General features: G+C 62.5%; 13 protein-coding genes. 1 reads left to right on the forward strand and 12 read right to left on the reverse strand.

Going from position 1 to position 21,188, the window contains the following annotated elements:
- Nucleotides 1-91: 91 nt before the first annotated feature.
- From AACQ95_RS13865 to xdhA, 5 genes are all read right to left on the reverse strand, one after another.
- Nucleotides 92-3,310 carry an ExeM/NucH family extracellular endonuclease gene (locus tag AACQ95_RS13865; protein ID WP_241278792.1) on the reverse strand — a complete coding sequence of 1,073 codons (3,219 nt, stop codon included), beginning with the start codon at nucleotides 3,308-3,310 and terminating at the stop codon, nucleotides 92-94.
- Nucleotides 3,311-3,358: 48 nt separating this feature from the next.
- Nucleotides 3,359-3,688 (reverse strand): hypothetical protein, encoded by a 330-nt coding sequence (locus AACQ95_RS13870; RefSeq protein WP_241278793.1) that lies wholly within the window; start codon nucleotides 3,686-3,688, stop codon nucleotides 3,359-3,361.
- Between the two features lie 264 nt (nucleotides 3,689-3,952).
- Complete coding sequence (xdhC, locus tag AACQ95_RS13875; protein ID WP_241278794.1) at nucleotides 3,953-4,438, reverse strand: xanthine dehydrogenase iron sulfur-binding subunit XdhC; 486 nt, start codon at nucleotides 4,436-4,438, stop codon at nucleotides 3,953-3,955.
- Complete coding sequence (gene xdhB, locus AACQ95_RS13880) at nucleotides 4,435-5,313, reverse strand: xanthine dehydrogenase FAD-binding subunit XdhB (RefSeq protein WP_241278795.1); 879 nt, start codon at nucleotides 5,311-5,313, stop codon at nucleotides 4,435-4,437. Before xdhB ends, xdhC begins: the two co-directional genes overlap by 4 nt.
- The gene (gene xdhA / locus AACQ95_RS13885) at nucleotides 5,306-7,624 is read right to left on the reverse strand and encodes a xanthine dehydrogenase molybdenum-binding subunit XdhA (RefSeq protein ID WP_241278796.1); all 2,319 of its coding nucleotides are present in this window, start codon (nucleotides 7,622-7,624) and stop codon (nucleotides 5,306-5,308) included. Before xdhA ends, xdhB begins: the two co-directional genes overlap by 8 nt.
- On the opposite strand from xdhA, the gene AACQ95_RS13890 reads away from it, so the two are divergent.
- Nucleotides 7,625-7,831, forward strand: coding sequence for a hypothetical protein (locus AACQ95_RS13890; protein ID WP_241278797.1), 207 nt, complete (start codon nucleotides 7,625-7,627; stop codon nucleotides 7,829-7,831).
- A 99-nt stretch (nucleotides 7,832-7,930) separates the two neighbouring features.
- On the opposite strand, the gene AACQ95_RS13895 is transcribed toward AACQ95_RS13890, so the two are convergent.
- The 7 genes from AACQ95_RS13895 to ygfK all read right to left on the reverse strand — a co-directional run bounded on the left by AACQ95_RS13895 (nucleotide 7,931) and on the right by ygfK (nucleotide 20,794).
- Entirely contained in the window at nucleotides 7,931-9,232 is a 1,302-nt protein-coding gene (locus AACQ95_RS13895) for an NCS2 family permease (RefSeq protein WP_172955440.1), read from the reverse strand.
- Between the two features lie 366 nt (nucleotides 9,233-9,598).
- Nucleotides 9,599-10,915 (reverse strand): guanine deaminase, encoded by a 1,317-nt coding sequence (gene guaD / locus AACQ95_RS13900; RefSeq protein ID WP_241278798.1) that lies wholly within the window; start codon nucleotides 10,913-10,915, stop codon nucleotides 9,599-9,601.
- A gap of 51 nt (nucleotides 10,916-10,966) precedes the next feature.
- Entirely contained in the window at nucleotides 10,967-12,484 is a 1,518-nt protein-coding gene (locus AACQ95_RS13905) for a nucleobase:cation symporter-2 family protein (RefSeq protein WP_241278799.1), read from the reverse strand.
- 95 nt (nucleotides 12,485-12,579) lie between these two features.
- Nucleotides 12,580-15,477 carry a molybdopterin-dependent oxidoreductase Mo/Fe-S-binding subunit gene (locus tag AACQ95_RS13910; RefSeq protein ID WP_241278800.1) on the reverse strand — a complete coding sequence of 966 codons (2,898 nt, stop codon included), beginning with the start codon at nucleotides 15,475-15,477 and terminating at the stop codon, nucleotides 12,580-12,582.
- Nucleotides 15,474-16,250, reverse strand: coding sequence for a molybdopterin-dependent oxidoreductase FAD-binding subunit (ygfM, locus tag AACQ95_RS13915; RefSeq protein ID WP_241278801.1), 777 nt, complete (start codon nucleotides 16,248-16,250; stop codon nucleotides 15,474-15,476). The genes AACQ95_RS13910 and ygfM overlap by 4 nt, the downstream gene beginning before the upstream one ends.
- Before the next feature lie 80 nt (nucleotides 16,251-16,330).
- The gene (ssnA, locus tag AACQ95_RS13920) at nucleotides 16,331-17,659 is read right to left on the reverse strand and encodes a putative aminohydrolase SsnA (RefSeq protein WP_241278802.1); all 1,329 of its coding nucleotides are present in this window, start codon (nucleotides 17,657-17,659) and stop codon (nucleotides 16,331-16,333) included.
- Between the two features lie 27 nt (nucleotides 17,660-17,686).
- A complete protein-coding gene (gene ygfK, locus AACQ95_RS13925; RefSeq protein ID WP_241278803.1) occupies nucleotides 17,687-20,794 on the reverse strand; it encodes a putative selenate reductase subunit YgfK in 3,108 nt (1,035 codons plus the stop codon).
- Between the last annotated feature and the right edge of the window lie 394 nt (nucleotides 20,795-21,188).

The raw sequence follows: 21,188 nt of genomic DNA on the forward strand, positions 1-21,188 counted from the left end.
TCTGGCATGGCTGCCGGCCCAATCCAACCCCATCATGCCCAGCAAAAAGGGGCCCGCAGGCCCCTTGTATCACGCATATCCATGACGACTATCAGTGGCGGCCAAACGGCCACCAGGGCTTGTCGTTGTCCACTATGTCGACCCGGGTCTCCTGCAGGTTGCCGGGCTGGCCCCCCTGCAGCTGGCGCAGGCTTATCTTGAACTGCTCGGTGGGCTCCACAAACCAGTCATCCAGGATCAGCACCTTGACCGACTTGCTGCCCCCCTCACCGGCGGCCCAGCTCACCGACTGGCTGAACCAGGGCAGGAAATCCAGACCCCAGCGCGCCGTAACCCCCTCAAGGCCCAACTGGGCACGGGCCGGCTTGCTCAGATCGCCGCTGCGCACCACGGGGATCTCGGCAAACCACTGCCCCTCGTTCACCGTCATGCTGGCGCGAGCCAGCGCAATGGTGGACGGCGCCAGCTTGTCCTTGATGGTCACCAGAGTCTGACGCTGCTCGCCAAGGCTGGCGCCGCTGGCATCGAACAGTTCCAGAGTGAAGGTCTCATCCCCCTCGTGCAGGGTATCGCTCTTCACCGGGATGCTGATGGTCTGGCTGTCGCTCTGACCGGCCGCCCAGTTCAGGGTGCCGGTCAGTGGCGCCACGTCATTGGCGTCCGCGCTGCCGTAGGAAATGCGATAGCTGACGCTGGCCTCCCCATAAGTGCCGTCGCGACGCGCAACGCTCAGCGTGAGGGTACTGCCCTCCTCCACGCTGGCGACTGCGCTCTCCAGACTGATCACCCCGGCTGGCGGCAACGGATACTGGATCGCCACCAGCACGGGATCGTGATCCGAGGCGCTGAAGGGGCCGTCCGATTTGGCCAGCTGGCCTGTGTACTTGCTGCCGTACTCGAAGAAGTTGCTCTCGGCGGAGTTGATGTGCCAATCCTCTATGCCGATCACCTTGGCCGCCAGGCTCGGGCTCGCCAGGGCGTGATCCAGGTTGCCAAGCTCACCTTCATAGCTGTAGGAGTAGGTGTCGGTGCCGTGGAAGCGGGTGTTGAGGTTCACAAAACCATACCCCTTGCCAAGGGCGCTGCCACTCTCCTCATAGGGCTGGCCCGCCAGCGTGGTGAAGGAGGCGCTCATGATCTGGCGCGGCTGGGCCGCCGGATCATAGCTGGTCAACACCCGGATGGGATCCTCCATGCCATAGGCGTTCAGGTCGCCGATGAGCAGCAGATCCCCGCTCATGTCCTTGAGACTCTCCCCCAGCACCTTGGCGGCGGAGACCCGCAGCGCGTTGCAGTGACCCTGGCCATCCAGCGGATCGGCGGTTGCATAGTCGGGGTAATCCTCGAAGCAGGCGGAACCCTTGGACTTGAGGTGGTTGACCACCAGGGTCAGAGGCGCATCCCCCTTGGGCGAGCTGAACTGCTGCAACAGCGATTCGCGCATGCCCTGCTTGATGGCCACCGGCTTGCCGCTGGCGTCCACCGCCTCGGCCTGCTGCACCGGCAGCACTATGAGGCTGGCTGCCCCTTGCGGCGTCACGCTGGCGGGTCGGTAGATGAGACCCACGGTAATGGCATCTGTGCCTATGGGCTGACCATCCGGCGAGGCAATCCAGCGGTAGTGATCCGCCTCATCCGGCTGGGCGGCGTTGAGGGCCGCCACCAGGTTGGCGATGGCGGAGTTGTCGCCGTAGCCGTTGTTCTCTATCTCCATCAGCCCCACCACGTCGGCGTTGAGGCGGGTGATGGCGCTGACGATCTTGGTGCGCTGCTTCTCGAACTCCGCCACTGTCAGGGCGCCACGATTGCTGCCGGTGGGGTTGGCATCCCCGCTCACCACAGTGGTGAAGAAGTTGAGCACGTTGAAGCTGGCGACCCGCAGATCCCCCGCCTCGGCGAGTTCTGGGGTCTCTACCCTGTCCCAGCCGCTGTGATCTATGTCGCTGCTGTCGATGCGGTTATTCGCCACCAGCCGGAACAGGTTGTAGGAGTAGCCGAGCGCTCCCTCCAGGCCATTGAGTTTGTCGCCGATGCGCAGGTAGCCATCTTCGGCATTGAAGGCGGGATACCAGGGCAGCACCCCATCCGGCGTCTTGGCGTCCGTCTCCACCACCAGCTGATTTTGCTGGTTGCGCAGGGCCCACTGGCTCGCCTCCTCGCTCATGGCGGCAAACTTCTGGGTCGACTTGATGAGGGGCGCGCCATAAGCCAGCACCAGGTTGTTGCGCTTGCCGTCGTAATCGAAGCTGAAGTTGCGGGTCACCACCAGGCTGGACTCGGGCACCAGCCGCACCCGCATCCCCTCGTGGCGCTCCAGCAACTGGTTCAGGGTCTCGCCCGCCACCGGCACCAGATCCACCGCTGGCAGCAAGGCCACCATGGGCTGGGTCACCACCAGTTGATCGGCATTGAGCTGGGTCTGGTTGAAGTACTCCTTCACCTTGCCCGAGACGCACACCTCGGCCCCCGGCACTATGGCGCCGTTGGCCTGGGTGCTGTAGACGAACAGACCGTCCGAGCTGGCCGGATCCCCGTCCCCTTGCAGATCCTGGATGAAGAAGCCCTTGTAGAGACCGTTCACCACCTGGGTGACGATGCCACGGGTGGCATAGGCCTGCTCGGATTCAAACTTGCCGGCCGGCACCAGCGGGCTGCTGCTGCCGGGCCCCTGAATGGCGGGCACGGGTATCAGCTGATCGACCGGGCAGACGAAGGCCGGTGGCAGAGTGCCATCGCAGGGGCCATCGCCACTGCAACCCAGGCCGCTGGCGTCATCCTTCGCGGCGGCCACGTATTCAAGCGCCGGATCGAAGGGGCCGGTCGCATCAGTCCGGCCCGTGGTGACTGTGGCCTTGCGGCGCAGTGTCATGTCCAGGGTCGAGACACTGCCGGACACCCAGGCCGTGCCCGGATCCACCCCCACCTGGCCGAAGCTGTCCACTATCTCGCTGCCGCGATAAAGCACCAGGGCATCGTCACCGTTGAACACCAGGTTGCCGCTGGTCTGATTGGCCTTGGCCAGGATCTCGGCGTTGGCGGAGGGGTTGGCCAGCACCAGGCTGGCGCCCGGGGCCAGGGTGCCTTGCAGCGCCAGGCTGTTGGTGGGGGTATCGGTAAGAGGTTTGCCGTTGGCATAGAGCGCCAGCCGGTATTGAGAGAGATCGACGGGCGTCGCGCCCAGATTGCTCAGCTCCACCGCCTTGTTGTTGCTGGATCCTTCCAGGTATTCGCTGATCAGCAGTTGTGCCTGTGCCTGTCCTGACAGCGCCAACCCGACCGCGAGCGCCACCAGAGAGTGTCTTCCTGACATAGCCAATGTTCCTTTTCTTATTAGCAGATATGTTATTGGCGCCCCGCGTTAGGCGGGCCGCAGCACCTTGTTACAGCTATCAAAACCGTCGATACGGGCCCATGGCCAAATATCGCGCCTACTCTGCCCGTTTGGCCCCGGGGCCGCCGCGAGCTGGCTAACAATTACAGAAAATTGTTGCGAGCAGGTGACGAAAAATAATGTTTTTCCGCTGACATCTCTGCCACAAGATGAGCGGCGCACCACAGTTGGCATTTGCTGCCGCCAATATCCGGCAACGGCGCACAATATGGCGACACAAGCTGACATAGGGAGAAAAAACAGCAGCTTGAGAAAGGATCCCGCCAGCGATACCCAGGGCGAATCGCGATCGGCCATTCACGGGACAATTAGCTGGAAATAACGATGACGGCAGAGGATACCCGGCCATATGGCGTCACAGTATCGCCGGGCGAAAATACCGCTCACCCTCTCATGGATAAATATCACGCCATTAATATGAGACAGCCAAAATAAGGTTTTCCAGGCCCCGCCTGTTGTTTGCATGGCCGTCAGATGCCGCCTTGCCGGCGGTGATATCGGGAGCAGGCATGCCCCCAACATAGCCGCCCCGCACATGGCGTTCGGGGCGGCAACCTCACCCTAGCCCTTGCAGCACTTTTTCACCGCCCGCACCACGTTCTGGTAGCCGGTGCAGCGGCAGAGATTGCCGGAGAGGCCACGGCGGATCTCCTCGTTTGTCAACGGGCGGCGATCTGTCTTGTCGAGCAGGGCGGCGCTTGCCATCACAAGGCCGGGGGTGCAAAAGCCACACTGCACAGCCCCCTCGTCGATGAAGGCCTGCTGCACATCGGAGAGCTGGTTGCCCTGCCGCTCCCCCTCCACGGTGCGAATGGATTTGCCATCGGCCCAGACAGCCAGATAGAGGCAGCTGTCGATGGCTGTGCCATCCACCCGCACGGTACAGGCGCCGCATTCGCCGACGCTGCACCCCTCTTTCACGCTGATCAGCCCCTGGCCGCGCAGGAAGTGGAGCAGCGACATATTGGGGGACACAGCATAGGAGTAAGGCTTGCCGTTGATCTCGCACTGGATCGCAACAGTGGGACAGCTTTGCGGTTGCATCATAGGATCTTGCCTCCGGCACGTTCGACGGCGCAGGTGATCACCCGCTGCGCCAGGGTTTTGATCAGGTGCAGGCGAAACTCTTTTTCTGCCCGCCAGGAGGAGCGCGGCGTCACGTCGGCCACCACCGCCTCGGCAATCGCGGCCAGCGTGGCGCGAGTCAGGGGTTGCCCCTCAGCCGCCGCTTCGGCGTACGGGGTGCGCACCGGCGTCGGCGCCGCCACCCCGTAGGCCAGCCGCAGGCGCTTGAAGCGGCCATCCTCAATCTGGCAGTAGGCGGCGCAGCCTATGGTGGCTATGTCCATGGCCCCGCGCATGGCGTATTTGAAGTAGTGGGAGCCCACCTGGGGATGGGGATCGGGGGCAAAATGAAACGCCACCAGGATTTCTGCCGGTTGCAGTGCCACCTTGCCCGGCCCTGTGTGAAAACCGGCGATGGGGATGCGGCGCGTGCCGCCCGGCCCGGCGATTTCCAGCTCGGCCTCCAGCGCCACCGTCGGCGCCGCCGAGTCGGCACTGGTGGCACCATTGCAGATGTTGCCGCCATAGGTGGCGACGTTGCGGATCTGCGGACCGGCTATGGTGGCGGCCGCCTCGGCCAGCATGGGCAGGCGGCGCTGCACCAGTTCGTTCTCGATAAGCTCGGTAAAGGTGGTACCGGAGCCGATGCGAATAGAACCATCAGGCCGTTCACTCACCCCCTTCAATTCGGGCAAGTCGTGAATATCGACGATATGGCGATAGGCTGCGTTGAGGTGATGAAGCTGGATCATCACATCGGTACCGCCGGCCAGCAAGCGCGCTTGCGGGTCGGCTTGGCGCAGGGCCACGGCCTCGGCCACGCTGCGGGCCTTGTAATAACGGGCAATATCAAACATGGTGTTGCTCCTCCCCTGCTCCCTCGCCAATAAGACCCGCCTGCACAAACTCCCGAAACAGGGTCTTGGGGGTGATGGGCAGCTCGTTGATGGCCACCCCGGTCGCCATGCGAATGGCGTTACGAATCGCCGGGCCGGGGGAGATGATGGGCGGCTCCCCCAGTGATTTGTGGCCATAGACAGACTGGGGCTCGTAGGTCTGTACGAAGTCGCATTCGAGCTCCGGCAAATCCAGCATGGTGGGGAACTTGTAGTCGAGCAGGTTGGGGTTGCGCACCACGCCGCTCTTGGGGTCTATGATCATCTCCTCGAACAGGGACCAGCCGATCCCCATCCCCATGCCGCCGTGCACCTGCCCCTCTGCCAGCTGCGGATTGAGGATCTTGCCCGCATCGTGCAGGTTGATGATGCGGTTGATGGTCACCTTGCAGAGATCGATATCCACGCTGAGATCGACAAAGGTGCAGCCAAAGCTCGGCGGGTTGGTGGTGGTCTTGTGGGAAACCTCGGCAGTGATCTGGCCGCCTATGGTGAGGTGGTAGTAGGCATTGACCGACACCTCGGCGACGCTTATCAGCACCTTGTCCGGCGCACCCGCCAGCACCACGTAACCGTCGATCAGGGTCAGGGATCCCACATCCTGATGACAGAGCTGGGCCGCCAGCGACAGAATGCGGGCTCTCAGTTGCAGCGCCGCCTGATGGATGGCGGGGGCCGCCACATAGCTCTGGCGCGAGGCGAACGAGCCAGGGTCGTAGGCTGTGATGTCGGTATCCTGGGTCGAGATGACCCGGATCTGCTCAAACGGGATCCCTAAGGTCTGGGCCGCCATCTGGGCAAAGACGGTATCCGATCCCTGTCCTATCTCGGTGGCGCCTATCTGCAGGTTCACTGTGCCATCCTGATTGAGCAGCATGCGGGCGCCCGCAATTTCGACCCCCACCGGATAGGTGTTGGAGCCGTAGCTGAAGCAGGCCACGCCCACTCCTCGTCGCACCCGGCTCGCCGGATCCTGTGCCAGACACTCGGCCCGCAGCCGTTCCCACTCGAACTGCTCGCCGCCCCGGCGCAGGCACTCGGGCAATCCCGCACTGTAGATGGTCTTCTGGTTGACCTGATTGACATCCCCCTCCCGCGCCACGTTGGCGATGCGCACGGCGAGCGGATCCAGACCCAGCTCGGCGCAGGCATCATCCAGCATGCACTCGAGGGCAAAAATCACCTGGGGCGCGCCGTAACCGCGCATGGCACCGGCGGTGGGCAGGTTGCTGTAGAAGGTTTTGGCGTCATAGCCAAAGGCACTGCGCGGATAGAGGTAGCTGATTTTGTTGCCACCGGCGCTGGCGATGGAGTGGCCGTGGGAGGCATAACCGCCGGTGTTGGAGAGCACGTCCAGCTGATAGCCCTTGAGGGTGCCGTCGCGGTTGAGCCCTATCTTGCCGTCGATGGCAAAGCCGTGGCGGGTGCGGGAGGCAAAGAAGCACTCCTCACGGCTGAGCGTCACCTTGACCGGCACACCGCCCAGCTGGTGGCTCAGAAACGCCGCCATCGGCTCTTCCAGCACATCCTGCTTGTTGCCAAAACCGCCGCCCATGTAGGGCTTGATCACCCGCACGCTGGACCAGGGCAGGCCGAGGGATTTGGCCACCCGGCTGCGCACTATCTGGGGGATCTGGGTGCTGGAGACCACTATGATGTGGTCCGGCTGATCCATGTAGGCGTAACAGGTCACAGTCTCCAGATGGCAGTGCTGCACCACAGGTGTCTGGTAGTGCGCCTGAAACTGCAGATCGGCAGCGGCGATGGCCTGCTCCGGTTCATTGGCGCTGAGCTGGCTTTGGCGCAGCAGATTGCCGGTCGGGTGTATGGGGTAGGCGCCCTCGGCCAGCGCACTCTGGGCATCCGTCATCACCGGCAGCGGTTCGTAGGTGACCTTGACCAGGGCCGCCGCCTTCTCGGCGACCAGGGGATCGCGGGCCACGACTATGGCCACACCATCGCCGAAGTGGCGCACATGGTCGGTGAGCAGGCGCCTGTCTTTCACATCCCGTTTGGTCTCATCGAGAGACCAGGCGTGACCGGCGGTACGAAAACAGGTGGTGGGCACATCCTCATGGGTGAACACGGCTTCGACCCCGTGCAGGGCCAGCGCCTCGCTGGCGTCGATGGCAGTGACCTTGCCGTGGGCGATATTGCTTCGCACGTACTTGGCGTGGCGCATCCCGAGCATGATGTTGTCATCGGTATAGCGGGCGCTGCCGGTCACCTTGGCCTCGGCATCCACCCGCTTGAGCGGTAATCCTATGGACATATGCAAGTCCTTGCTTCAGGTAAGAAAATCCAGAACCAGGATAAAAAACAGCAAGATATGCGCCTGTTTCCCGCAGGCTGGCCAGCGATGGGGATAAGTGTGAAGAAGATCCCATCCGGCACCCAAGCCGGGCTCAAGGCGCAGCCGGATTGCCGATTTTTCATGCGCATCAAGCCACTGGCATGCGCCCCGTTATCAATCTGGTAATCCCCATTATCAAAATGGTACCTGCCGCGGCTGAAAAGCATCGGGGGCCACCTGCCGGTGGCCCCCGATGAGACGCTCGCAATGACACAGGCCCCTGGACTAGATGGCCCAGCCACCGGCGTAGAAGAGCACCAGCGCCAGGGCGATGATGACGGTGCCGACGTTGAGCTTGCGCCACTCGTTGGAGCAGATGCGGCCTATCACCAGGGCGCTGAAGCCCAGCATGATGCCGGTGACTATGTTGCAGGTGAGCACGATGAAGACGGCGCACAGCAGGCCGGACATGGCCCCTACGAAGTCATCGAAATCGAGCCGGGCAACGTTGCTCAGCATCAGGAGTCCCACGTACATCAGGGCCGGCGCCGTGGCATAGGCCGGCACTAGGTAGGAGAGTGGCGAGAGGAACAGCATCAAGAGGAACAAGGCTCCCACCACGGTGGCGGTGAGGCCGGTCTTGCCGCCCGCGGCCGTGCCCGCCGCCGATTCGATATAGACGGCGGCCGGCGCGGCCCCCACCAGGCCGGAGAAGATGCTGCTGATGGAGTCGGCGCTGAGCGCCTTGCCGCTGTTGATGATGTGGCCATCCTTGTCCAGCAGGTTGGCCTGCCCCGCCACCGCCCTGATGGTGCCGGTGGCATCGAACACGGCCGTCATCACCAGCGCCAGCACGCTGGGCAGTACCAGCGGCGAGAGCGCCCCCATGATGTCCAGACTGAAGATGAGGGACTTGCCCTGCTCATCGGCCAGACTCGGCATGGCAAACAGCCCCTGATAGGTCACCGCCGGATCGAAGATGAGGCCGAAGAGGGAGATGGCGATGATCACCAAGAGGATCCCGCCCGGCACCTTGAGCTTCTCCAGCCCGACGATCACCGCCAGGCCGATGAGAGACATGATGACCGGCATGGAGGTAAAGGCCCCCAGCGCCACCGGCAGCCCCTCCAGCGGGTTCTTGATCACCAGCCCTACCCCGTTGGCGGCGATCAGCAGCAGGAAGAGCCCTATGCCGATGCCGGTGCCGTGGGCTATCCCCATCGGCAGGTTGTCGAGGATCCAGCTGCGCACCCCGGTCACCGAGATGGCGGTAAACAGCACCCCCATCAGGAAGACGGCGCCGAGCGCCACCGGAATGGAGATGTGCTGCCCCAGTACCAGGCTGAAGGCGGTAAAGGCGGTAAGCGAAATGGCGCAGCCGATGGCCATGGGCAGCTTGGCCCAGAGCCCCATCAGGAGCGAACCAAAGCCCGCCACCAGACAGGTGGCCACGAACACGGCGCCGGGGGGAAAGCCCGCCTTGCCGAGCATGCCGGGCACCACTATCACCGAGTAGACCATGGCGAGGAAGGTGGTGAGCCCCGCCAGCACCTCCTGGCGCACATTGCTGCCGCGCTCGCTGATCATGAAGTAGCGATCCAGCGCACCGATTGAGGACGGCTGTCGCCCCGATGCCTCACCCTGGCCACTGGCCGCCTCTTTCACACTGTTTGTCCTGCTTGCCTGGGTCATAACCCACTCCTTCCAGCATCCCTGAATATGTGTGACGAAATGGCGGCCCGTGCCGTGGCTCTGTCATGCCACGATCGCAGGCGATATGGTGTTCGGAAGATCAACAAACGTTTGCTTTGCTGATCAAAAAAACCGGGCCATTTCACCTTCTGTTGCGGGGAAACCTTCCCCGCGCTTGCTCGCTTGCTTAAGTGCCGGCCTCCCTGTGGGCCCGCCAGCCACCGTATTCTATGGGGCTGCGCCCAGGCAGCCCCTCCATCCTTAGCCCCGTTCGTGTACCAGCTGACCATCCACATAGGTGCGGTAGATGGATCTGTCATCCCCCAGGGTCAAGAGCACAAACAGCTTGTCCCGCAAGGTGGTGGAGTTGTCATAACGCAGCTGCTGCAACGGGGTGGCGACGGGGTCGAGCACCACGAAGTCCGCCTCCTTGCCGATGGCAAAGCTGCCGATCTTCTCGTCCAGCCCCAGCGCATGGGCGCCGCCCAGGGTGGCGAGATAGAAGGCCTGATAGGCCGAGAGCCGCTCCCCCTGCAACTGCATCACCTTGTAAGCCTCGTTGAGGGTCTGCAGCATGTTGAAGGTGGTGCCGGCGCCGATATCCGTGCCCATCCCCACCTTCACCTGTTTGCGCCACGCCTTGTGCAGCTTGAACAGACCGCTGCCGAGATAAAGGTTGGAGGTGGGGCAGAAGGCGATGGTGGAGCCGGTCTCTTTCAGGCAATCCCACTCCTGCTCTTCCAGATGGACGCAGTGGGCAAACACGCAGTTGTGGCCGGTCAGCCCGTGCTGGTGATAGACATCGAGATAGCCCTGGTGCGCCGGAAAGAGGGATTTGACCCAGGCTATCTCCTCCTTGTTCTCGCACAGATGGGTGTGCAGATAGGTGGTGGGAAACTCTTCGCGCAGCCGTCTGGCCATAGCCAGTTGCTCCGGGGTCGAGGTGGGGGCAAAGCGCGGCGTGATGGCGTAAAGCAAACGGCCGTTGCCGTGCCAGCGCTCGATGAGTGCCTTGCTCTGTTCATAACTGCTCTGCGCGGTATCCAGCAGATAGTCGGGCGCGTTGCGATCCATCATCACTTTGCCCGCGATCATCCGCATGTTGATGCGGCTCGCCGCCTCGAACAGGGCATCCACCGACTCGGGGTGGACGGTACCGAACACCAGCGCCGTTGTGGTGCCGTTTCGCAGCAGCTGCTTGATGAAGAAGGTGGACATCTCGCGGGCGTACTCGAGGTCGTTGTAGCGCCGCTCTGCCGGAAAGGTGTGGCGGTTGAGCCACTCCAGCAACTGCTCGCCATAGGCCCCCACCATCTCGCTTTGCGGGTAGTGGATGTGGGTATCGACGAAGCCCGGCACTATCATCTTGCCGCGGTAATCGCGCACCCGCACCTCGGCCGGAATGCGATCCTTGCCCTCCTCCCACTGACCGAACCAGTCGATGCAGCCGTTGCGAATGATCAGCAGGCCGTCTTCGATGAGGCGGGCATTGGGCTCGATTTCCTCGGGCTGGTCCACCACCCGGCTGATATCGAAGAAACTGCCGCGCACCGCTTTGACGGAGTTGTCGTTTTTCATAACCGTGTCCCTGTTTCTCTTGTTCTGTTGACGTTCTTGTTGCATTGACAATCAGATGCGCTCGGCTTGAGGCGCGACCCCCGACTCGGGCTCAGCCGGCCTCTGCTCTTTGCGCGAACCCGGCTGGCCCGCGTTGCGGGCGGTGAAGATCACATCCGGCTTGTCGCTCAGCTGGATCAGCTCCACCGCCTCTGCATCCCTGGCGGCCGCCTTGCGTTTGCGACTCTGGGGCAGCACCAGGTTCATGATGATGGCGGTGATGCCGCCGGCGCAGATGGGGTTTTCCACCAGCATGTAGAGCCCGGCCGGCAGCACCTTGAAGACGTTCGGGTCGTAAGATACGCCGAGCCCCAATCCCAGCGAGGTGGCGACTATCAGGGTCTCCCGCCGATCGAAGCCGTGGCTGATGATGATGCGGCCACCGGCGATGGCGATCATGGAGAACATGATGACCATGGCCCCCCCCATCACCGGCGAAGGAATGGTGGTGAAGAAGCGTCCCACCACGGGGAAGAGGCCGAGCAGCACCAGGATCACGGCGATGAACTTGCCCACGTGGCGTGAGGCCACCCCCGTCATCTGGATGACGCCATTGTTCTGGGCGAAGGTGGTGAGCGGCAGGGAGCCGAGCGCCGAGGCGATCACCGACACCAGGCCGTCCGCCAGCACGCCTCCACTGAGGCGTTTTTGAAACTCGGGGCCCTGGATATCCCGGTGGGAAACCATGGCGGTGGCCGTGATGTCCCCCACCGCCTCCAGCACGCTCAACAGATAGATGGTGCCGGCCAGCACGAAGGCGTGAAAATCGAAGGAAAAGCCGTATTTGAACGGAATGGGAACCGTGATAAGTGGCAGGTTCTCCAGCGCGGAGAAGTCCACCATGCCTAGCATCAGGGCCACCACATAGCCCACCAGCAGACCGATGGCGATACCGCTCATGCGAAGCAGCGGGCTCCTGCTGCAGTTGAAGGCGACGATGACGCAGAGCACCAGCAGCCCCAGCCCGATGTTCTCGTATTTGCCGAAAGTGCCGCTGCTCATGGCGGAGAAGCCGCCGCCAAAGTCGATGATCCCCACCTTGATAAGGCTGAGGCCAATCATCAGCACCACGACCCCGCTCACGGTCGGGGTGATCACCCGCTTGAGGTAGGGCAGCACGAAGGAGGAGCCCACCACCAGGAAGGCCCCGACGAAGGAGACCCCCAGCAGGGTCGAGACGATCAGCTCCTCGTGCAGGCCATCCTTTTTCATGGCGCTGCCGAGCGCGATCATCACGGTGACGAAGGAGAAGTTGACCGACTGGATGGAGAGCAGGCCCGATCCTATTGGGCCGTAGCGGTTCACCTGCAACCAGGTGCCGATGCCGGAGGCGATCATCGCCATGGAGACCAGATAGGCGGTGGTTTCGGTGGAGAGGCCGAGGGCCCCGCCGACGATCAGCGCTGGGGTCACCATGGGCACAAAAATGGCCAGCAGGTGGGTCACGGCGCCCATCAGGGTTTGATAGAAGGGAGGCTTGTCGTCCAGCGCGTAAATCAGATCCGAGTGCTTGCGTGTTGTTTTAGACATCATGTTTGTCCCATCACACAGAATGTGGGCGGAGTACTCATTCCGCCGTCAGGTGCTGGGGGCGAGCCTGTGCCCGCCCCTCACCTTTTCTTTTGTTATGCCGACTCTTTTTGCTCCAGCTTGCCCAGTTCGCGCAGGATCTGCTCCGGCGTGAAGTGCCACTTGCGCAGCCAGACACCGCAGGCGTCATGGATGGCGGTGGCGATGGCGGGCGCGGCCCCGTTCACCCCTATCTCCGAGATGGACTTGGCGCCGTAGGGGCCGACCTTGTCATCGCTCGGCACCAGGAAGGCCCGAAAATCGCGCGGAATGTCGCCAATCTTGGGGGCGCCATAGCTCTTGAGATCCCGGGTGAGCGGAATGCCCCTGCCGTCGTAGCAGATCTCCTCCGTCATGGTGTGGCCTATGGCCCGCATGGTGGCGCCATAGATCTGGCCGAGTGCCAGTTCCGGGTTGATGGGGGTGCCGCAGTCGAGCAGGGCGTAGAACTTGTCGAGCCGGATCTGACCGGTCCTGACGTTGACCGCCACCTCGGCGAAGTTGGCCCCGTACGGGAAGGCGAGCTCGGAGGTGATGTAGCTGGCGGTGCCCACCAGAATGCCGAAGCCGGTGCCTGTCTCCGACTTGTGGGCGATCTTGGCAAAGGAGACCTCCCCCAGCTTGCCACGCACCAGGCCGGGGAACTCCAGCGCAACCTCTTCCACCGGTTCCCCCAGCATGGCGGCGCCGTGGAACAGGATCTTTGCCTTGAGGTTCTCGGCCGCCATCTTGGCCGCGTTGCCGGAGAAGCAGGTACCGGACGAGGCGTAGGCCCCCTTGTCGAACAGGGCGTGATCCGTGTCGCCCGAGATCACATGCACGTCGCTGAGCGGGCAACCCAGCACCTCGGCGGTCAGCTTGGCCACCACTGTATCCAGGCCGGTGCCGATATCGGCGCCACCTGAGTGGACAATAAAGGTGCCGTCCGATTCCAGCTTGACCATGCAGTTGGCCTGATCGATGTCCGGGATCCCCGATTTTTGCATGATGATGGCGACGCCACGACCGATGCGCCAATCCCCGTCGGCGGGTTTGGGGCTGTCCCAGGCAATCAGTTCACGACCCTGCCTGAGGATAGGTTCGAGGGCGCAGCTGGCCGCGTGGGGCACAGAGGTGGGCATCTTGCCCTCGCCGATGGCCCCCAGCACCTTGAGAATGTCCCCCTCATGGACCCGGTTGTGCTCCACCATGTCGAGCTGATCTATGCCCAGTTTCTCGGCCAGTTCGGCAATGGCCATGGTCAACGCGAAGTTACCCTTGGGCGCGCCGTAACCCTGATAGGCCCCGGTCGGGCAGATGTTGCTGTAGTAGGTGTTGACGGTAAAGCGCACGTTGTCGCACGGATAGAGCGGCAAGGAGAGCGCCGGGCCGTTGCTCGGTACCGTCAATGAGTGGTTGCCGTAAGGGCCTGTGTTGGCACGAAAATCCATCTCGATGGCGGTGATGGTGCCATCTTTCTTGGCCCCCACTTTCACCGTCACCTTGGCCACGTGGCGGGAGGTGTTGCTGATGAACTCCTCTTCACGGGTGTAGCGGAAGGTGACCGGACGGCCGGTGACCTTGGTCGCCCAGGCGCACACCTCTTCCAGCAGGATATCCTGCTTGGAACCAAAGCCGCCCCCTACCCGCTCCTTGATCACATGCACCTGATGTTGCTTCATGCCGACGATGCGCGCCACCTGACGGCGCACGTGCCAGGGCACCTGGGTGGAGGCATGAATGACCAGACGATCCCCATCCATGTAGGTGAAGCAGATGTGGGGCTCGGTCGGGCACTGCTGGGCCTGGGTCGATTCGTAGGTGCGCTCGACGATCTCGTCCGCCTCGGCAAAGCCATTGGCCACATCGCCAATCTGGCCATAGACGCTGGCTGCCAGGTTTTCGTGCGGGCGGGAGCCGATGGGGAAGTTGATGATCATGTGCTCGTCGCCGCGGCGTACCGAGCAGGCGTTTTGCTGTTCCAGATCCGCCGGGGCACCGGCCATGTAGATGATGGGCTCGTCGTGCACCAGGGGTGCATTGGGGGCCATCGCCTCATCGATATTCATGACCGCAGGCAGCACCTGATACTCGACCTCGATGAGTTTGAGGGCTGCCAGCGCGACCGCTTCGCTCTCGGCCACCACGGCGGCGACCCGGTCACCGACGTGACGTACCTTGCGGCTGAACATGCGGCGATCGAGCGGTGACGGCTCGGGGGCACTCTGGCCACCCGGGGTGTAAAACACATCCGGGCAGTTGAGATAGGTAATGACGTGCACCACACCCGGCAGCGCTTCGGCTCGGCTCACATCGAGTTTGGTGATCACCGCATGGGGATGGGGGCTGCGCAGCATCTTGATGATCAGCGCATCGTCGGTAACCCGATCCTCCACGTAGCAGGGCTTGGCCTGCACCATCTTGGCGGCGTCCACTTTCGGGCAGCTCTTGCCGATGTGGCGCAGGTCGTCTCGAAACTCCGGGGCGATCTGGCACAGGTAATCCGGGTCCTTCATCCGTGAGCAGGCAAGCTCGATGGCCTGATAGAACTGCTGGTAACCCCCGTCGCGGTGAAACAGGCCCGAGAGGGCATCGTCGATTTGATCACGGCTGGGCTCGGGATGGCGATCAAGCAGGTCTGTGACGATAAGCGCGGCGGCCGGATCGTTGTAACCGGATTGCACCACACCCACGTCCACCATGGCCTGCTGCACCAGGCTGAGCTGGTTCCAGCTGCCCAGCGACTCGGCGGTGCGCACCTGGGCCCCCTCCAGCTGGGCGGCGATCAGCAGGGAGGCGTTGATCACCTTGCCATTGAACAGGATGGCGTCGGAACCGGCAAAGCCGAAACCATCGTCACTGTTGCGTACCGAGTGCATCCGGCACTGGTTGAACAGCACCCGCTGGGCATTCTCGCCAGCCGGGGTGATGACGGTGCGCAGGGCACCGTTCAGGGTAAAATTGAGTTCCATCATGCCTGTACCTCCTGCTGCTGGCACTCCACCAGCAGATCCGCCACCACTACCCCGCTGATATAGCGCTTGTAGGCCACGCTGCCACCGAGATCCGCACGCGGCGCAATCAGCGCACTCACCGCCGCCTCCAGCGCCGCATCTCGCAGCTCATGACGCTCCACGTCCCGCAGGCGCATCGGCTGCGGGGTGACGCCAGCCAGGGCCACCCGCATCTCACCAATGCTGTCGAGGGCCACGGCGGCCGTCATCACCGCCAGACCATCGGCGTTGCGGCTGATGCGGCGGGTGGCGCAGCGCAGTTCAGGCTCCGGCAGCACAATCCCCAAAATGAGCGCATTGCGCTGCCCTGCCAGATAGGCGTCTATGGGTTGCAGCTGGTTGTTCTCCAGCACAACCACGGCTTCGAGCACCAGCAGCACCGGCAGCAGCGGGGAGTCCTGCTGCTGGCAGGCAAGTTCGCCGCCGACGGTGGCCTGATTGCGCAGATGGCGGGAGTAGACAAAGCCCAGCGCCTCGCACAGGGCGGCCGGGGTACGGGGGTCATCTTTCAGGGCTTGCAGGGTGACGGTGGCGCCGATATGGAGCTGACCGTGCTGCTGCTCAATCTGGCCAAGTCCCAGCCGGGCCAGCGAGATGGCGACCTTCTTGTCGGTGCGGGTCGGGGCGGCGTTGAGCTTGCTGCCGCCCCCCATGTAGACGGCGTCGCTGCCAAAGCGGGCCTTGAGTTCCAACGCCTGACCCAGTTGCTCGGGTCGGAAGAATTGCTCAATCATGTGTCGTCCTCACTCTTGCTGCCCGCCGCCGGGGCAATCCACTGGGCGGGCAATCCGGTCCAAAACTGTGGAAAATGGCCTTAGGCCAGCTGATCCATCCGTTGCCACAGGCGGCTCGCCACCTTGCTGGCCTGCTCATAAAGGGGCGCGACATCGAACGGGAACTCGCGGTCCTGATAGACCATGCGTCCCTCCACCATCACGCTGTTGACGCTGTTTGACCCCATGCCGAAGGCGAGATGGCCACCGAGGTTGCGCGGGGCCAGCGGGGTCGGTGCGTCGTAGTCGAAGAGTGTGAGGTCGGCCTTGTAGCCCGGCTCCAGGCGACCAAATTTGGCGCCGAAGTTGCGCTCCAGCAGGGTATTGCCGTTCCACAGGAAGCGGGCAAAGCTGTCTGGCCAAAGCGCCCCGCCAGCATCCTTGTGCTTGAAGTAGGCGAACTTGAGCTCTTCGAGCATGTCGGAGCCGATGCCGTCGGTGCCGAGCGCCAGATTGCGAAACTGTGGCAGGTGCAGGTTGTAGCCCACGTGGTTGTTCATGTTGGAGCGGGCGTTGTGCACCAGGAAGGCATCGCGGCTGTTGAGCAACTCGATGTCGGAGGGGCTCAGGTAGATGCCGTGGGCGATCAGGGTCTTGCTGTCGATGAGGCCAAACTCGTCCAGCCGGGCGATGGGCTCCTTGCCATGATGGTGGTGGCCGTGGGCCATGTCGTATCTGTCTTCCGCCACATGGATATGCAGACCGCGACCGGTCACCTGCACAGCTTCGCGCAGCATGGCCAGCCCTTCATCAGGTACGGTAAAGGGGGCGTGAGCGCCGATGTGCGCTTCCACCAGATAGGGGTCGTTCCCCTTGGCCTTGGCGGCATCAATGGCTTGCGCGAACAGGATGTTCTCCTCCACCCCGGCCTGCAGCTCGGCGAGGCCGCCGTTGCGATCCGTGGTCTCGAAGCAGGTCATGCCGCGCAGACCCGCCTCCACAAACCCTTTGCGCAACACGTTGAGGGAACCCTTGATGAAGTTGGGCGAGGCGTGGTGATCGATCACAGCGCTGCAACCGCTCTTGATCGCCTCCAGCGAGCAGATGAGGCCGCTGTAGTAGAGGGACTCCTCATCAAGCGCCCGATCGAGCCGCCACCAGAGGTTTTTCAGGGTGGAGATAAAGTCCGGGCAGGGGGCTATGTTGGCCATGATCCCCCGCGACAGACCGGAGTAGAAGTGGTTGTGGGCACAGACGATACCCGGCATCACCAGCTTGCCGCCCATCTCCCGATAATTGGCCTCCGGGTAGAAGGCCCGCAGATTGGGCCCCACCGCCTTGATAAGCGTCCCTTCGATGGCGATGTCCACCCCTTCCAGCACCCGGGTCGGCTCCAGCTGGACGGCGGTGACGTTCTTCAGAATAAACATGGTTTGCTCCTTCGCTTATTCGTTCGCTCAGGCCGCGACGGCCCCCAGCAGGTAGTGGTGATGGGCGTGGACATGGCTGATGATGCGGCACATGTCAGCGAGCGCCTCGGGGGCATCCTGGATCCGGCTCTGCTCGTCTATGGTCAGGCGATAGGTCTCGCCACCCTGACGGATCCTCAGTTCACCGCCATCGGCCAGATAGAACCCGGGGTTGCGGCTGTTGTCGAAGTCCTCGGGCAGGCTGAAGATGGTGACCTTGTCCTGATAGGGCTTGCCCTGCCAGGGGCAGAACTGGGCGCAGTTGCCGCACTCGTTGCAGTAGGCATCCAGGTGCAGGGTCTGGAACTGATCCTTGAAGCCAGGCACTGCGATGGCGACGTTGGCCCGGTTGGGACAGACATCCACGCACTTGCTGCAGAGGTAGTTGCACTCGAGGCAGCGGTGCGCCTCCTGCGCCACGAAGGCCTCCCGCTCGCCCTTGTCGACCAGGGTGACGGCGATACTTCCCTTGCGGCGGTAGATCTCATCCTTGCCCGATGGCTGGGTAGCCACGTCACTCTGCTGGCTGGCGATATGCTCACGGGCCAGCACCAGATCCGCGGCGCGGCGAGCGCCACCGATGGCCGCGACTATGGAGGATGGGCCGCTCTGCACGTCACCGATGAGGAAGACGTTGCGACGGCTGGTCTCGCCCTGGCTATCCACCTCGGGCCAGCCATCGCTGCCAAGGGGAATCCCCATCGCCTCGAGCACGTCACAATCGGGCTGCTCGCCGATGGCGGTGATCAGCGCATCCATCTGCATCACTTCTGTCTGATCTGTGGGTACAGGACGGCGGCGGCCCTGCTCGTCAGGTTCCCCCAGCGCCATCATCCGCACGACAAGCTTGCCATCTTTGTCAAAGTGCTCCGGATTGGTGAGGAAGCAAAAACGCACCCCATCCTCCACCGCTTCCAGATACTCCTCGCGATAGGCGGGCATCTCTTTCTCGCTGCGGCGGTAGATCACGGTCACATCGCTGACACCGGGCACCTTGAGGGCCGCGCGGGCGCAGTCCATGGCGGTGTTGCCGGCGCCGATCACAGCCACATGGCGGCCCAGCGGCAGCGGTTTGCCCTGATTGAAGCTGCGCAGGAAGTGGAAGGATTTGTAGACCCGATCATGACCCCCATCGAGGCGCATGCCACCGTTCTTGTCGGCACCTATGCCGACGAAGACATAGGCAAAGCCCTGGGCATGCAGCTTGTCGACAGTCAGGGCCGTATCGCAGCCAAACTCGAATTTGACCCCGTGGGCGGCGACAAAGTCGATGTCGTGCGCGATAAGCTCGGCCGGGATGCGGAACTCGGGGATGATATGTTTGACCACGCCACCGGCATCGGCTTCGCGCTCGAAGATGGTGACCGGATGGCCGGCACGGGCCAGGAAGTAACCGGCGGAGAGACCGGCCGGGCCGGCGCCAATCACGGCCACCGGGTACTTGTCACCACTGCCTGCCGGTTTGTGCCAGCGCGCCTTGTACCCTTCCCAGCCACGCTCCAACGCGACCTTCTTGAGTTCGCGGATATTGAGCGGGCTGTCGTAATCCAGACGGGTGCAGTTGTACTGGCACTGGTGATCGCAGATATGGCCTGTGATGGCGGGCAGGGCGTTGCGCTGATAAATCAGCTCGAGGGCAGCCACATATTCCCCCTCGCCCATCAGGCGAATGTACTCGGGGATATCCTGATGCACGGCGCAGGCGGTGACGCAGGGCGCCACATAGCAGTCGGTCAGCGGCAGGCCGCCGCCCACTTCGATGCGATCCCCGGACTTCCACTCCTTCTGGGTGTAATCCATGGTGAGCGCCCTGGCGGCAAGCCGCTCCAGCTTCTCTACATCCACCTGACTCATGCCCCAGCACTCTGAAGCGTCTATCTCTTTGAGGCACTCGAGCTGGCGCAGGTAGCCACCCGGTTTGAGCAGATCGGTCGCCATTGTGATGGGGCGAATGCCGGTCTCGAAGATATCCGCGATGTTGAACTTGCTGGCGCCACCCGAGTAGGAGATGGGCAGCTTGCCATCGAAGGCGCGTGACAGCACGGCGGCCACATTGATGGAGAGCGGGAACAGCGCCCGGCCGGACATGTACATTTCATCACCCGGCAGCGCCCCCTTGCGGTTGATGGTGCCGAGGGTGTTGGTGAGCTTGACCCCGAAGGTGAGCCCCTTCTCGGCACCTAGCGCCATCAATCGGACCAGCATGGCCTTGGCCTGCTCCAGCTTGAGGTCGTGATCGAACGACGCTTCGCTCAGACCTATGTAATCAAAGCCGCAGGTGTCGAGGATCTCGCGCACCCGCGGGTAGCCAAGCAGGGTCGGATTCAATTTGACGAAGGTGTTGAGCCCCTTCTCTTCCAGCATGTAGCGGCAGATGGCCTCAATCTCGTTCGGCGGGCAGCCGTGCATGGTGGAGAGGGTGACGCCGTGAACCAGATTGGCCGGGATGCAGTCCGCCAGCTGTTGCAGGCGATCACGACGAGCCCCCAGTCCCAGCTCGGCGATAAACTGCGGGTCGGCCACCAGTTCGCGCAGCACCTGCTGATACTCGGCAAATTTCGGGCTGGTGCTGGCATCCATCAGGCTGTGGATGAATTGCTGCATCGGCGGCTGTTTGATGCCATCAAGGTTGTAGCCCACGCTCATGTTGAAGATGAAGGATTTGGCCTCTCCATCGAGGCGGGGGTCAAACACCTCCTCCAGCAGATAGAGGGCAAACCAGGCTTTCAGGTACTCATCGAACGCCTTGGGCAGGGTGAACTCGGTGGACCACTCGGTGTTGAAGCACTCATCCTCGGCATCGATACAGGGCTTTGCCAGTTCAAGACGGTCCAGGATCTGCACCGTCTTGAGCTCGATAAAGCGCCCGCCGGTCAGCCAGGAGGTGACGATATTCTGGGCCAACTGGGTATGGGGGCCGGCTGCCGGGCCGATGGGGGTTTCGCAGGTTTCACCGAACACCTTGATCTTGCGCTCGTCCTGCTTGCGATAGAATTGCGCGGCGGGAATACCGAAAATGCTCTGACTCTCTTTATATTCCGCGAAAATACGGGTCAGAAGGTTCTTGAACGGAACGGGTCGCATAATATCGCCCATGATGATCTCCTTGCAGCGGCTCTGCTCATTGACTGGGTGAATAAATGGGGCTCATTCACAAGGCAGCCCCTTGAAACAGACAAGAGCAACAATCAGGCCAGTGCTGGCACATTTAAATTTGTGAGCGTAAAAGCGTGAGGCACCTCGAATTAATGAAATGTCGACAGGAAATACCTGTTTCGGGAATGAGAGCGGCTATCAATAACGCACATTAATAACGCAGTAATCGCGATAGATGCTGAGAAAGTCTCACGTTGGCGGGGTTGGAATATCAGTTTGATAATCTCGTTGCGCCTGCCTTTATCAGGCCACGCAGGGTGATAATGTCGGCCACCACAGCGGCAAAAATGCCGCGTTCGCCCTGGCTCCGACTTTCATAATTATGCACTCACCA

It is taken from the genome of Aeromonas sp. MR19 (assembly GCF_963899305.1).
GTDB classification, from domain to species: domain Bacteria; phylum Pseudomonadota; class Gammaproteobacteria; order Enterobacterales; family Aeromonadaceae; genus Aeromonas; species Aeromonas bestiarum.

What these genes read in the sequence shown, in the direction of transcription:
- AACQ95_RS13895 (WP_172955440.1), bottom strand. Translation starts at nt 9,232, where the DNA reads ATGATCAGCGAGCGCGGCAGCAATGTGCGCCAGGAGGTGCTGGCGGGG.
- xdhA (WP_241278796.1), bottom strand. Translation starts at nt 7,624, where the DNA reads ATGTCCATAGGATTACCGCTCAAGCGGGTGGATGCCGAGGCCAAGGTG.
- guaD (WP_241278798.1), bottom strand. Translation starts at nt 10,915, where the DNA reads ATGAAAAACGACAACTCCGTCAAAGCGGTGCGCGGCAGTTTCTTCGAT.
- ygfK (WP_241278803.1), bottom strand. Translation starts at nt 20,794, where the DNA reads ATGGGCGATATTATGCGACCCGTTCCGTTCAAGAACCTTCTGACCCGT.
- AACQ95_RS13890 (WP_241278797.1), top strand. Translation starts at nt 7,625, where the DNA reads ATGCAAGTCCTTGCTTCAGGTAAGAAAATCCAGAACCAGGATAAAAAA.
- ssnA (WP_241278802.1), bottom strand. Translation starts at nt 17,659, where the DNA reads ATGTTTATTCTGAAGAACGTCACCGCCGTCCAGCTGGAGCCGACCCGG.
- xdhC (WP_241278794.1), bottom strand. Translation starts at nt 4,438, where the DNA reads ATGATGCAACCGCAAAGCTGTCCCACTGTTGCGATCCAGTGCGAGATC.
- ygfM (WP_241278801.1), bottom strand. Translation starts at nt 16,250, where the DNA reads ATGATTGAGCAATTCTTCCGACCCGAGCAACTGGGTCAGGCGTTGGAA.
- AACQ95_RS13905 (WP_241278799.1), bottom strand. Translation starts at nt 12,484, where the DNA reads ATGTCTAAAACAACACGCAAGCACTCGGATCTGATTTACGCGCTGGAC.
- AACQ95_RS13910 (WP_241278800.1), bottom strand. Translation starts at nt 15,477, where the DNA reads ATGATGGAACTCAATTTTACCCTGAACGGTGCCCTGCGCACCGTCATC.
- AACQ95_RS13865 (WP_241278792.1), bottom strand. Translation starts at nt 3,310, where the DNA reads ATGTCAGGAAGACACTCTCTGGTGGCGCTCGCGGTCGGGTTGGCGCTG.
- AACQ95_RS13870 (WP_241278793.1), bottom strand. Translation starts at nt 3,688, where the DNA reads ATGGCCGATCGCGATTCGCCCTGGGTATCGCTGGCGGGATCCTTTCTC.
- xdhB (WP_241278795.1), bottom strand. Translation starts at nt 5,313, where the DNA reads ATGTTTGATATTGCCCGTTATTACAAGGCCCGCAGCGTGGCCGAGGCC.